The organism is Bifidobacterium sp. LH_450 (assembly GCF_056356715.1).
Window position 1 is genome coordinate 125,692 of sequence record NZ_JBKEUU010000005.1, and the last position, 13,284, is coordinate 138,975.

The 13,284-nt window shown below is 65.5% G+C and carries 11 protein-coding genes; 7 read left to right on the forward strand and 4 right to left on the reverse strand.

Features of this window, described 5'->3' with window-relative positions:
• Positions 1–9 precede the first annotated feature (9 nt).
• Entirely contained in the window at positions 10–942 is a 933-nt protein-coding gene (locus tag AC1AXT_RS07520) for a DMT family transporter (protein ID WP_476541195.1), read from the reverse strand.
• Between the two features lie 192 nt (positions 943–1,134).
• Positions 1,135–2,205, reverse strand: a complete 1,071-nt coding sequence (locus tag AC1AXT_RS07525) for an alpha/beta fold hydrolase (protein ID WP_476541031.1) — start codon at positions 2,203–2,205, stop codon at positions 1,135–1,137.
• Positions 2,206–2,434: 229 nt separating this feature from the next.
• Between AC1AXT_RS07525 and AC1AXT_RS07530 the strand changes: the two genes are divergently transcribed.
• Genes AC1AXT_RS07530 through pknB form a run of 7 tightly spaced genes read left to right on the forward strand, consistent with a single transcriptional unit; the run spans position 2,435 to position 11,289 of the window.
• A complete protein-coding gene (locus AC1AXT_RS07530; RefSeq protein ID WP_476541032.1) occupies positions 2,435–3,136 on the forward strand; it encodes an FhaA domain-containing protein in 702 nt (233 codons plus the stop codon).
• Between the two features lie 23 nt (positions 3,137–3,159).
• On the forward strand, positions 3,160–3,714 hold the full coding sequence (locus tag AC1AXT_RS07535) for an FHA domain-containing protein FhaB/FipA (protein WP_476541034.1): 555 nt from the start codon (positions 3,160–3,162) through the stop codon (positions 3,712–3,714).
• Positions 3,715–3,746: 32 nt separating this feature from the next.
• A complete protein-coding gene (locus AC1AXT_RS07540) occupies positions 3,747–5,312 on the forward strand; it encodes a PP2C family protein-serine/threonine phosphatase (RefSeq protein ID WP_476541197.1) in 1,566 nt (521 codons plus the stop codon).
• Positions 5,312–6,718: an FtsW/RodA/SpoVE family cell cycle protein gene (locus AC1AXT_RS07545; protein WP_476541198.1), complete on the forward strand. Its 1,407-nt coding sequence runs from the start codon at positions 5,312–5,314 to the stop codon at positions 6,716–6,718. Before AC1AXT_RS07540 ends, AC1AXT_RS07545 begins: the two co-directional genes overlap by 1 nt.
• Positions 6,715–8,181, forward strand: a complete 1,467-nt coding sequence (locus AC1AXT_RS07550; protein WP_476541036.1) for a peptidoglycan D,D-transpeptidase FtsI family protein — start codon at positions 6,715–6,717, stop codon at positions 8,179–8,181. Before AC1AXT_RS07545 ends, AC1AXT_RS07550 begins: the two co-directional genes overlap by 4 nt.
• Positions 8,178–9,224 carry a serine/threonine-protein kinase gene (locus AC1AXT_RS07555; RefSeq protein WP_476541038.1) on the forward strand — a complete coding sequence of 349 codons (1,047 nt, stop codon included), beginning with the start codon at positions 8,178–8,180 and terminating at the stop codon, positions 9,222–9,224. The genes AC1AXT_RS07550 and AC1AXT_RS07555 overlap by 4 nt, the downstream gene beginning before the upstream one ends.
• Entirely contained in the window at positions 9,217–11,289 is a 2,073-nt protein-coding gene (pknB, locus tag AC1AXT_RS07560; RefSeq protein ID WP_476541040.1) for a Stk1 family PASTA domain-containing Ser/Thr kinase, read from the forward strand. Before AC1AXT_RS07555 ends, pknB begins: the two co-directional genes overlap by 8 nt.
• 79 nt (positions 11,290–11,368) lie before the next feature.
• On the opposite strand, the gene AC1AXT_RS07565 is transcribed toward pknB, so the two are convergent.
• Together AC1AXT_RS07565 and AC1AXT_RS07570 are read right to left on the reverse strand one after the other, a co-directional pair.
• Positions 11,369–12,013 (reverse strand): anthranilate synthase component II, encoded by a 645-nt coding sequence (locus AC1AXT_RS07565; RefSeq protein ID WP_476541042.1) that lies wholly within the window; start codon positions 12,011–12,013, stop codon positions 11,369–11,371.
• Between the two features lie 163 nt (positions 12,014–12,176).
• Positions 12,177–13,274 carry a class E sortase gene (locus AC1AXT_RS07570; RefSeq protein ID WP_476541044.1) on the reverse strand — a complete coding sequence of 366 codons (1,098 nt, stop codon included), beginning with the start codon at positions 13,272–13,274 and terminating at the stop codon, positions 12,177–12,179.
• Positions 13,275–13,284 lie beyond the last annotated feature (10 nt).

Here is a 13,284-nt window from a genome sequence, read left to right on the forward strand (position 1 = left end):
ATACCTTCCTTAATGTACGAGAAAGACCATCACTATGATCAGCACGAAGCCGATGAGGTCGGCCGGAGTGAATACCGCGCCGGTCCACGCGACGGCGGTGATCGTCGCGACGACCGGCTCGATCGTCGCCAGCAGCGTCGCGCGCATCGAGCCGACGCGGGCGACGCCGGCCATGAACAGCCAGAACGCGAGGAACGCACCGACGACGATCGACACCGCCGTCAGCGCCCAGCCGCGCGCATCCATCGCCGGAACCTGCTCCCACGGGCGCACGAACGGCATGAGCAGCAGCCCGGAAATGAGGAACAGCACGCCGTTGACGACCAGCTCGCCATACTGCGCAATGAGCTTGACCGGCATGATTGCCAGGCAGGCGCAGGCGAACGCGTTCAGCAGGCCCCACACCAGCGCCTGCACCGGCATCGACAGCGTCGAGAAGTTGCCGCCGGTGGCCAACAGGAACACGCCGGCGAACGCCATCACGACGCCGACCAGCTCCACCCAGCTCGGGCGCCGCCGTCCGCGCACGCACACGTAGCCGAGCACCATCACCAGATTCACCGTCTGCAGCACCGTCGCCGTGCCGGCATTCGTCCAATGCACGCAGAACAGATAGCCGACCTGCTCGAGCGTGACGCAGCACAGCGCGCACACGATGTACCACGGGTACGACCGGACGTTGCCGACGGCCTCCTTCAGCGAGCGCGGGGCGATGACCGCCGCGCACAGCAGGAACAGCATGCCGGCAATCGTCTGCCGCACGCAGGCGAACCACAGCGGGCTGACGCCGTAGCCGTCCATGACAAGTTTGGACACGGACCCGTTGACGCCCCACAACACGCCGCCGGCCAGCGTCAGCGCGACGCCGAACAGCATGCGCCGCGGCGTCTGCTCGAACGACGGCTCGCGGTCGCGGCGCCGCTTGCCGAACGGCTTCTTCATCCGCTTGCCGGCCCGCTTGCCATCCCGCTTTCCAGCCTGCTCGCCGATCCGCGTTCCTTGCGGCGTCTCGCCCTGTCTCTTCTGCGGTTCGATGCGTTCGCCGGCCAATGCGCCGGCGGCGGTACGCACAGTGTCAGTGTCGCTCACGACAGCCCTTTCTCTCCAGTCTGCCGCGATTGTAGCGCGCGCAAGCTACGGGAGCACCGTCACCTTTTCGCTCGACTGCAGGTACCGCAGGATGCGCTTGAGGTACGGGGCGAACGTCGCGTTCGGCATCGAGAAGATTTCATGCACCGAATTGGGCACGCGGTCCATCTGGATGGTCTGCCCGTTCTCCTCCATGCGTTCCTGCAGCTTGTCCTGCGCGACGTTGAGCACCCACATGTCGCGCCCCGCCTGGAACATCAGCACCGGCGTCTGGATGCGCTGCACCATGTTCGGCTGCAGAATGGCATGCGACAGCCGCACCGCCTGGCGCACCCATTCGTTCGCGGCCGCCGTGTTCTGGTAATGCGGGTCGGCGATGCGCATGTCGAGGTACCACTGGCAGCGCGCCATCGACGCCCCGGCGTCCTTCTTGCCGATTTCCGGCTCGAAGTCGTGCATTCCCGGCGCCTTCTTCCCGGCGCGGCCGAGGTCGCATTCCAGCCCGCACAGCGTTGCCGCCAGCCAGTTCGGCACGCCGGTATCGGGGGCGATCATCGGGCTGGAGAGCACCGCCTTGTCGACCAGCTTCGGGTAGCGTTCCAGCAATGCCGCGCCGATGCCGCCGCCCATCGAGTGGGCGAACAGCGCCAGCTGCTTGCCGCGCGCCCACGGCCGCCCGATGCGCTGGATGAACGTCGCGTAGTCGGCGACGTAGCGGTGCCAGTCGTCGATATACACGATGTTCTTGTCGTCGACGTCGCGCGGCGAATAGCCGTGCCCGCGGTGTTCGAGAATGCACACGTTGAATCCAGCGAGCAGGAAATACCACGCGATTTCGGAATATTTCGCCGCGAATTCGGAAAAACCGTGGGAGATTACCACTGCTCCATGGAACCGCTGCGAGGCGCCGGGAACGCCGAGCTTGCGGAATTCCTCCACGTCGTAGCATACGTAGTGCAGCCGGCCAAGATCTTCCAGCGGCGGCAGCGCACGTCCGGAATAGATTTCGCGGGACGGCTCCATATACCCTTCGGTACGGCAGCTCTCCAGCGCCGGGAGCACCGTATCGTCGATTTCCTCCCGGAATTTCGCTTCATCAAGCATCGCGATTTCCATACGGCACCATAGTAATCAGCAGCGCCGCTTCCCGCGGGTTTTTTCCTTCGCATAAGATTCGCATGAGATTGGTATCCTCCGGCAACGGTAAGATTCTATAAGACCGAAAAGTGCGCGCCGAGTCCTTTCAGGAAGAGGGGCAAAGATGGCGTTTGTGCAAAAGGCGCCCGCTGGGATTGGCGCTCGTTGCCCCAAAGCGTAGGATGGGAAAGGATAGAAAGGTACCATTATGAGCGTTCTTGACCGTTTCGAGAAAAGCGTCGAAGGCGCGGTGAACGGTGTTTTTGCGAAGTTCGGTTCCAAAGACCTCCAGCCGGTCGACCTGTCGAGCGCGCTCGAGCGCGAAATCGACGCCGAGGCGATGCCGGTTGGCCGCGACCGCACCGTCGCACCGAATGAATACCGTTTCAAGCTCAGCACGCCCGATTTCGACCGCATCGACCAGTGGGGTTCGGAAGCGCTGGCCAACGAGCTCGCCGACAACCTCACCCAGTACGCGAAGAGCCAGCATTACGCGTTCGTCGGCCCCGTCGTCGTCATCTTCGAGGAAGACCTTGACCTGACGAAGGGCAACTTCAAGCTCACGTCCGAATCGGTGCAGGGCAACGCGGTCCCCGTCACCACCGACGCGCAGACGCAGGATTGCCCGATGCTCGAGGTGAACAACAGCCAGTACCTGCTCACGAAGGACAAGACGATCATCGGCCGCGGCTCCGGCTGCGACATCGTCATCGACGATCCGGGCATTTCCCGCAAGCACCTGGAAATCGACATCACCGACAACGGCGTCGTGGCCCGCGACCTGGGCTCGACGAACGGCACCTATGTCGAAGGCCACCAGGTTCCCGCCGCCACGCTGCTTGATGGCAACACCATCACGATCGGCCGCACGCGGATCCTGTACTGGGCCTCGTCGCAAGACCAGGAGTAATCCGCGAGGAGTTCTTTCCCCCTATGATTACCGAACTGACATTCGCCGCGCTCAAATACGCATTCCTGCTGCTGCTGTGGGTATTCGTATGGCTGGTGGTGCGCTCCCTGTACCGGGACGTCGAGGCATACAGCCCCCACAAGTCGCGCGCGCGGCGCAAGAAGGACCGCCAGGCACGCAAGACGGCGCAATCCCCCGCGCCCTCGGCGCGCCCGATGCGCTCGACGCAGCTTCCCCCGACCGGCTCGATGCCGGTGCAGGCGCGTACCGACGCGCCTTCGGGCCCTTCGCTGCTTGTCGTCATCGACGGCCCGCTTGCCGGCACGTCGGTTCCCCTCGACGCTTCCGCGACGATCACGCTCGGCCGCGCAGCGTCCAACTCGGTGGTGCTCGACGACGAATTCGTCTCGTCCCACCATGCACGCGTCTATCGTGACCCAACCACCGGCAACTGGGCCATCGAAGACCTTTCCAGCACCAACGGCACTATCGTGAACCAGCAACGCATCAACGCCCCGACGATGCTCGCGTCGCGCGTTCCCGTTCGCATCGGCGCCACCACCTTCGAACTGAGGTGACCATGGCCAGCAACGATAGCGAACCACTCTTCATGTACTCGACCACCGTGTCCGACGTCGGCACCGTGCGGTCGAACAACCAGGACTCCTCCTTCGCCGGCGAGCATCTCGTCGCCGTGTGCGACGGCATGGGCGGCCATGCGGGCGGCGACACCGCCTCGACGATCGCCGTGCGGTCGCTGGCCCACATCGAAACGGCCGGTTCCGACGGCAATGTCGAGCATGCCGCGCAGATCATGGAAACGTCGGTCATGGCCGCGCACGACGCCATCGTCGGCAAGGCCAAGCGCGAACGCAAGCTTGCCGGCATGGGCACGACGATCACGGCCATGTCGCTCGTATCCGGCTACTGGGTCATCGCCCACATCGGCGACTCGCGCGCCTACCTGCTGCGCGACGGCAAGCTGCAGCGGCTGACCACCGACCACAGCTACGTGCAGCACCTGATCGACACGAAGCGTATCAGCGAAGCCGAGGCGCGCAACCATCCGCAGCGCAATGTCGTCATGCGCGTGCTGGGCGATTTCGATATCGACGCCCATCCCGACATCGCCATCCGCAAGGCGAAGGCCGGCGACCGCCTGCTGCTGTGCTCCGACGGCCTGTGCGGCGTGCTCGGCATGGAGATGATCGAGGAGGCGATGCAGCGCTTCTCCAACCCGGAGGAATGCGCGCAGAAGCTCGTCGGCATGGCGCTCAAGGCCGGCAGCACCGATAACGTCACCGCCGTCATCGCCGACGCCACGCTCGCGCTCAACGCCAACGGCTTCGACCTGCCGCACCAGACTCCGCTGATCGGCGGCGCGGCCAGCTCGAACATGGCCGCCATTGCGGACATCGTCAACGAACCGGTCGCCAGCGCCCCGGCGCTGGTCGCCGCGAAGACGTCGCCGGCCGCCCGCGCGGCGGCGCTGGCGCAGAGCAAGCCCGCTCCCCCGCTGCCCCCGGACGGCGCCAACACCCAGCAGGTCGTGCAGCCTTCCGAAGTGCGCGAAAAGAACGGGGAACGCCCCGACCTCGATACCGGCGAGATTCCCGTCGTCAAGAAGAACGACGGGCGGCTGTCCGCGGATCCCAACGATCCGGAGGTGGCGAATGCCATCCACCACGAACAGCTCGAGGAAAGGAAGGCTGTCCGTACCCGTAAATTTCGAAACAGGGTCATCGGAACTGTGGTTGCCCTGGTTCTCGTCGCAGCCGCGTGCGTAGGCGCATGGGCCGCCTATGCGTGGAGCCAGACGCAGTACTACCTCGGCAATAGCGACGGCGTCGTGGCGATCTACCAGGGCGTGCCCACGAACATCTTCGGCGTCAAGCTCTCGCATACGGTGAAGGAAACGGACATCAAGACGGCCGAGCTGCCCGAACAGTGGCAGGACCGCCTGTCCACCGGCATTACGTTCGACACCTATCAGGAGGCTGAAAACCACGTCGACCTGATCCGTCTGCAATGGCAGGAGCTGCAGGACAGCAAGAAGCAGGACGACAAGGACAAGGACAAGGACAAGAAGGACGCCAGCGCATCATCGTCAGCAAGCGCGTCGCCGAGCGCCTCGGCGACGGCGTCATCGTCGTCGAGCACAAGCAGGTCGAGCTGATGGCCAGGCAGATCCGCTACCTCATGCTGCTGCTGCTGGCCATCGGCACCGCAGCCCTCGGCTTCTTCCAGATGTTCGCCCGCACGTCGGTCGGCCCGAGCTCGACGATGCTCGCGCTGCTGCTCGCCTGCGCGGCGCTGTTCATCGTGACCTGGGCCATCGTGGCCAAATGCCAGCCCTATGCGAACCAGGCGATCATCGTATGCATGTTCATGCTCACGGCCATCGGCATCCTGATGATCGCGCGCATCGACCGGGAGAACGACACGAACGTGGCCACGCGCCAGCTCATGTGGCTCGTGCTGGCCCTGGTGTGCTTCAACCTGTTCATCGTGTTCATGCACGACTACCGGGTGCTCAAACGCTTCTCGTATGTCAGCATGGTCATCGGCCTGGCGCTGCTGCTCTCGCCGATGGTGCCGGGCCTGGGCCGCGAAATCGGCGGCGCGCGCATCTGGATCGGCATCGGCTCCTACCAGCTGCAGCCGGGCGAATTCGCCAAGCTGTTCCTGGCGTTCTTCTTCGCGGCCTACCTGTTCAACCACCGCGACCAGCTGGCCGTCGGCGGCAAGAAGGTGCTCGGGCTGCGGCTGCCGCGCATCAAGGACCTCGGCCCGATTATCGTCGTCTGGCTCGCCTCCATGGGCGTGCTCGTCGTGCAGCACGACCTGGGCACCTCGCTGATGTTCTTCGCGATGTTCGTGGCGATGCTGTACGTGGCGACCGACCGACCCAGCTGGCTGATCATCGGCGCCCTGGCCTTCGCCGTCGGCTGCGTCGTGGCCGCGCACCTCTTCGCCCACGTCGGCTACCGCATCGAGGCGTGGCTCCATCCGTTCGACTCCGCCGTCTACAACCGCTATCCAGGCGGCTCGAGCCAGCTGGTCACCGGCCTGTTCGGCCTGGCGTCCGGCGGCCTGATCGGCACCGGCCTGGGCAACGGCTACCCGGCCATCACGCCGCTGGCCAACTCCGACTTCATCTTCGCCTCGACCGGCGAGGAGCTGGGCCTGGCCGGCGTCTTCGCCGTGCTGATGCTCTACCTGCTGATCATCGCCATCGGCCTGCTCGTGGCCATGAAGATCAAGGACGGCTTCGGCAAGCTGCTCGCCTCCGGCCTGGCGTTCACGATGGCGTTCCAGGTGTTCACCGTCGTCGGCGGCATCACGCTCGTCATTCCGCTCACCGGCCTGACGATGCCGTTCATGGCGGCCGGCGGCTCCTCGCTCATCGCCAACTACGCGCTCGTCGCGCTGCTCGTCGTCATCTCGAACTGCGCGAACAAGCCGGAAGCCGACATCACCAGCGAAACGTTCCAGATGCAGGCCATTTCGGCGCTGCAGAACAAGGCAGCCCATAAGCGCCAGCCGCGTTCCGTCGCCAGCGTGAAGGGAGGCGACCAGTGAACCGCAATCTGCGGCAGCTCTTCACCGCCGTGATCGTGCTGTTCGTGCTGCTCGGAATCTCGTCGTCGATCATCATGACGGTCCAGGCGAACCGGCTCGGCAACGATCCGCGCAACGTACGCTCACTGTACGAGCAGTACGATGCGCCGCGCGGCTCGATCCTGGCGTCCGACGGCACCGTCATCGCGAAATCCGAGCCTTCCGACGATGCGTTCGCCTACCAGCGTTCCTACTCCGACGGCGCCATGTACGCGCCGGTCACCGGCTATTTCTCGGTGACGCAGTCAGCTGACCGCGGCATCGAGGCGTCGCGCAACGAACTGCTCACCGGCGAATCCGACTCGATGTTCTGGCAGCGGCTCAAGGCGCTGTTCACCGGCACCGAGAACCAGGGGGCGACGATCGAGACGTCGATCGACCCGGCCATCCAGCAGGCCGCCTACGACCAGCTCAAGGACAAGGACGGCGCCGCCGTCGCCATCGAGCCGTCGACCGGCCGCATCCTGGCGATGGTGTCGACGCCGAGCTACGATCCGAACCAGCTGGCCAGCCACGATACCGGCAACGCGAGCGCCGCTTACAGCGAGCTCGCCAACGAGGACGCGAACCCGATGCTCAACCGCACGACCAGCGAGCTGTACCCGCCGGGAAGCACGTTCAAAACGGTCGTGCTCGCCACCGCGCTGGAGAAGGGCGACTATTCGCTCGACTCGCAGATTCCCGCCGGCGCTTCCTACACGCTGCCCGGCACCAATACGCAGCTGACGAACGCCGAAGCGGCCGGCAACGGCACCGACGGCAAGATTTCGCTGGAAGATGCCCTCGCCTATTCGTCGAACACCGCGTTCGCGCAGCTTGGCGTGGCGCTGGGCGACACCGCCATTTCCGACATGGCGCAGAAGCTGGGCTTCGACAAGTCGATTACCGTCGACGGCACCGATTCAACCGGCTCGCCGATGACGGCCGTCGCCTCGAAGTTCCCCACCGAAGTCAGCCAGGACAGGCTCGCGCTGGCGTCCATCGGGCAGGGGGACACGCTCGTCACGCCGCTGCAGAACGCCATGGTCGCGGCCGCGATCGCCAACGACGGCGTGCTGATGCAGCCTACGCTGGTGGACCGCGTGCGCTATTCGGACCTGTCGGTCATGCCGGATACGACGCCAAGCGTGATGAGCAAGGCGTTCAGCGCCGATACGGCCAACAGCATCACCACGGCGATGGAATCGGTAGTGACCAAGGAGAACGCGAATCTCGCCATCGACGGCGTCAAGGTGGCGGCGAAGACCGGCACCGCGCAGATTGGCTCGAACAATGAATCGATCGACGGCTGGGTCATCGGCTTCGCCCCCGCCGACGATCCGAAGATCGCCGTCGCGGTGGTGGTGCACGACGTCGATCTGTATGGCTCGTTCGCAGCGGGCCCGATTATGAAGGCAATGATGGAGGAGGCCCTGAAGGAATGAAGCTCATCGAAGGCCAGCTGATCCACCGGCGCTACCGGCTCGATTCCAGGCTTGCGCAGGGCGGCATGGGCGAAGTGTGGAAAGGCTACGACATCCAGCTGGGTCGTCCGGTGGCGATCAAGGCACTGCGCACCGATACGACGAACCAGGAATCCAAGCTGCGGCGGCTGCGGGCGGAGGCGCGCAATTCCGCCAACCTCGCGCACCCGAACATCGCCGCGCTCTTCGAGTACTACGAGCACGACGGCATCGGCTTCCTCATCATGGAGTACGTGCCCAGCAAGTCGCTTGCCGACCTGTTCCACGAGCTTGACGGACCGATGGACCCGATCGAGCTGCTGCCGATCCTGACGCAGACGGCGCGCGGCCTGTTCGTCGCGCATTCGCACGGCATCATCCACCGCGACGTCAAGCCGGCCAACATCATGGTGTCCGACAACGGCGAGGTGAAGATCACCGACTTCGGCGTCTCCTACTCCACGAACCAGGAGCAGATCACGCAGGACGGCATGGTCGTCGGCACGGCCCAGTACATCTCCCCGGAGCAGGCGCAGGGCCAGCAGGCCACGCCGCAATCCGACATCTACTCGCTCGGTGTCGTGGCCTACGAAGGCCTGTGCGGGCACCGCCCGTTCACCGGCGCCACGCCCGTCGACATCGCCGCCGCGCACGTCAACAACCCGGTCCCGCCGCTTCCGGCGTCGGTGGACGTGCAGCTGGCGCAGTTCGTCATGGCGATGCTGTCGAAGGACCCGCTTGACCGCCCCAGCGACGCGCTGACCGTCGCGAGGATCTTCACGCGCATCGAGCGGCGGCTGCTCGACCAGCAGGCCGAACAGGCCGAAACGGCCGTCATGACGTTCGGCAACCGCGTGCCGCGCCGCGTTTCCAGCGCGCCCCACCACGATCCGGCGACCCATGCCGCCGGCTACCGCTTTATCAACGAGACGATCATTGACCACGATCAGGATGACAGTCCCGCTCCATCCCGCCGCCTGACCGGCATGGCATTTGGAGGAAACGGAGGAACCCATCATGAGTAGCCCGATGCCCGCCAATCTGGACGGTGGACGCTATCAGCTCGGCCAGCTCATCGGCCGCGGCGGTATGGCTCAGGTCCATATCGCGCTGGACACGCGCCTGGGCCGCACCGTCGCCATCAAGATCATGCGTTCCGACTTCGCGAACGACGAGATCTTCCTCACCCGTTTCCAGCGCGAAGCGCATTCGGTTGCGCAGATGAACAACCCGAACATCGTCAACATCTACGACTCGGGCGAGGAGGTCGTGCGCCTCGAGAACGGCCAGACCGAGCGCCTGCCGTACCTGGTGATGGAGTACGTCAAGGGCCAGACGCTGCGCGACATCATCAAGGCGAACGGCCCGCTGAGCCAGCGCGACGCCGAGCACGTCATGGTCGGCCTGCTCAGTGCGCTGGAGTATTCGCACCGCATGGGGATCATCCACCGCGACATCAAGCCAGGCAACATCATGATCTCCGAGCAGGGCGTCGTCAAGGTCATGGACTTCGGCATCGCCCGCGCGCTCGACGATTCGGCGACGACGATGACGCAGTCGCAGGGCGTCGTCGGCACGGCCCAGTACCTCTCCCCCGAGCAGGCGCGCGGCGAGAGCGTCGACCTGCGTTCCGACATCTATTCGGCCGGCTGCGTGCTCTACGAAATGCTGACGGGGCGTCCGCCGTTCACCGGCGACTCCGCCGTCGCCATCGCCTTCCAGCACGTTTCCGAAGTGGCGACGCCTCCGAGCGCCGTCGTGCCCGGGCTGCCGAGCATCTGGGATTCGATCTGCGCGAAGGCGATGGCCAAGGACCGCCAGAACCGCTATGCCACGGCCACCGAATTCAAGAACGACATCCTGACGTTCATGAACGGCGGCGTGCCGGTGGCGGCGGCGTTCAACCCGCTGACGGACCTGACGAACATGAAGGCACGCAAGGAGGAGGAAGCCGGCACCACCACCGTTGCGTACGGCCAGACCGCCGCCGGCGGCTCAACGCAGACCTTCAACCCGGTGACCGGGCAGATCGAGACGGTGCCCAGCGGCGACAACCCCGCGATGTCGCGCACCGCGCGCGCCCAGGCGACGAAGAAAAAGAAGCGGCGCAACCACATCATCACGGCCTGCATCATCATCGGCGTGCTGCTCATCGCCGGCGTCATCGGCGTAACGCTTTGGCAGCAGGACAACGCCACGAAGATGGTCGTCGTGCCGACCTTCAACTCCACGACGACCGAAGACCGCGCACGCCAGCAGCTGGAAGCCGTGGGCCTGAAAATCTCGGTGAAGGAGGATACCGACTCCACCGAACCGGAAGGCACGTTCACCAAGCAGACCCCGGCCGGCGGCACGTCGGTGGAGGAAGGCAGCACCGTGTCGGTGTGGTTCTCCACCGGTCCGGCGACCGTGACGGTGCCGAACGTCGAGGGCTATTCGCAGGACGAGGCCCGCAGCACGCTGGAAGCCGCCGGTTTCCAGGTCTCGACGTCGGTGCAGACCGAGGATTCGGCGACGGTACCGAAGGACGACGTTACCCGCACCGATCCGGCTGCGAACTCCACGGCGTCCAAGGGCTCCACAATCCAGCTGTACGTGTCCAGCGGCATGACGAAGGTGCCGACCGGACTGGCCGGCCTGACGCAGGACGAGGCCAGAACGAAGCTTCAGGAAGCGGGCCTGCAGCCCACTGTCCAGACCGAGGCGTCCGACACGGTCGCGGAAGGCAACGTCATCCGCGTGTCGCCGTCCGAAGGCTCGACGGTGGCGCAGGGCTCCGACGCGACGATCTGGGTGTCCACCGGCCCCGAGCAGGTCACGGTGCCGAACATCACCGCCGGCAGCGACTACAAGACGGTCAAGAGCATCCTCGAAGCCTCCGGCTTCACCGTCACGACGGACGGGCCGACCGACGATGACGCCATCGTCACGTCGATTTCGCCCGAAGGCGGCAGCTCGGTGGACAAGGGCGCGACGATTACCGTCACGACGCAGAACGCATCGTCGAGCTCGAGCTCGCCCAGCTCCGGCTCGTCGAGCAACGAGCATTCGTCATCCTCGTCGTCCGGCAACGACAAGGACAGGGGCTGAACCCCCTGGGCAAAAGGAAGCGCCCCTCCTTCACGGCGAAGGAGGGGCGCTTCCTTTCATTGAGCGGCGGCATGCCGGCTCAGGACTGCTCGATGCGCGGCTGCAGCCCCTTGCTGCGCTCGACGGCGTTCTCCTGTCCGCACACGGCAAGCCAGTTGGCGAGCACGCGGTAGCCGTCCTGCGTCATGACCGATTCGGGGTGGAACTGCACGGCGAACATCGGCAGCTCGCGGTGGCGGATCGCCTGCACGATATGGTCGCCCTGCGTCCACGCCGTCACCTCGAGCTCGTCAGGCACCGAATCGGGCTCGACGGCCAGCGAATGGTAGCGGGTCGCCGTCATCGGGTTGGCGACGCCGGCGAAGATCTCGTCGTCGACGTGCTCGACCGGGCTCGTCTTGCCGTGCATGATCGTCGGGGCATGGCTGACGGTGGCGCCGAACACTTCGGCGAGTGCCTGCATGCCCAGGCAGATGCCGAACATCGGCTTGCGTTCGGCGGCGCAGCGGCGGATGACATCCTCGCTGACGCCGGACTCGGCCGGAGTGCCAGGCCCGGGCGAAATCAGCACGCCGTCGTAGCCGTCGAGCAGCCCGGGCGCGGCCGGGTCGATGGCGTCGTTGCGCACGACGTCGACGGTGGCGCCGAGCGTCTTGAGGTAGCCGACGACGGTATAGACGAACGAATCGTAGTTATCGATGACGAGAATGCGTGCGCTGAGCATCGGTCCGGTTCCTTCCACAGAAAGTCTTGCTCGGTCTACTGCGAGTCTACAGCGAGGCCGCTGCCTTTTGCGGCGCGCTGGCCGCGCCGCAGACGGCCCGCTTCCGGCGCCGCGGGGCAGCCGGGCGCCGGAAGCCGCAAGCCGCCGAATCTGGAATCTGAATCTAGTAGACGGTGTAGTTGCTCATTTCCCGCAGGAACGGCACGGTGCCGGCAAGCCACGGGAAGACCCACTGGAACATCGCCGCGCAGGCGAGCACGGCCAGCAGCGCCGTCAGCACCCAGCGGATGATGCCCGGGCCCGGCTGGTGGCGGACGAGCCAGCCGTAGAAGCCGGAGCCGAAGCCGGCGCCGTCCGCGCTCTCGCGGCGCCGGCGCAGCAGCGGCCATCCCCACGCGATGGCGGCGGCGATGAAGATGATGGCGTAGGCGACCGCCGTCCACAGCAGCAGCGGCTTCATCGAGCCCATCTGAACGAATACGGAGGTCTTCGTGTCGTTGCCGGCGAACGTCACCGTGCCGTCGGTGCCTTCCTGCGCGAGTTCCGCAGGGATGCCGTCGGACGCCTTCGCCCAGTATTCCAGCTCGCCGTAGCTGATCCAGCGGTGCGTCGGCGTCGAATACTTCGGTTCGCAGGTCGTCAGCGTGATCATCCGCTTCGTCGGCTCGGCGCCGGGGTCTTCCGGATTGGCGACGATGGCGGTGGAATCGTTGGCGAGGACGATTTTGTACGACGTGAACTTGTAGACGTACCAGTAGTCTTCGGTGCGCACGACGATGGCGTCGCCGGGCTCGAGCAGGTCGATGTCGCCCAGCGGCTGCCCGTAGCCGTTGCGATGGCCGGCGATGGCGAAGTTGCCGACGGCGCCGGGCATCTGCGTATCCGTATAGTGGCCGAGGCCCGCGAGATTGAGTTCCTTCAGCGACGTTCCCTGAACGAGATTGCGCTCCCAGCCGTCGCCGAACCGCGGAATGTAGACGAGGCCGATCAGTTCGCCGTCGGATGCCGTTTCCGGCTGCACCGGGGCGTCGCCTTCCTGCGGCTGCGCGATCTTGTCGCCGGTTTCGCCGGTGCCGACGCTGTCCGCCCACGACACGGACGTACGGGTATTGAGCTGCGCATGTTCCGACTCGACGCCGGTCCACCACTCCATCCAGGCGATGTACAGGCCGCAGACGGCGGCGAACGTCAGCAGCAGCTCGGCGAGCACGGTGACGACGGCGACGGCCGCGCTGCCACGGCGGCGGGCGTGTGATGCCATGTTCCCTTCC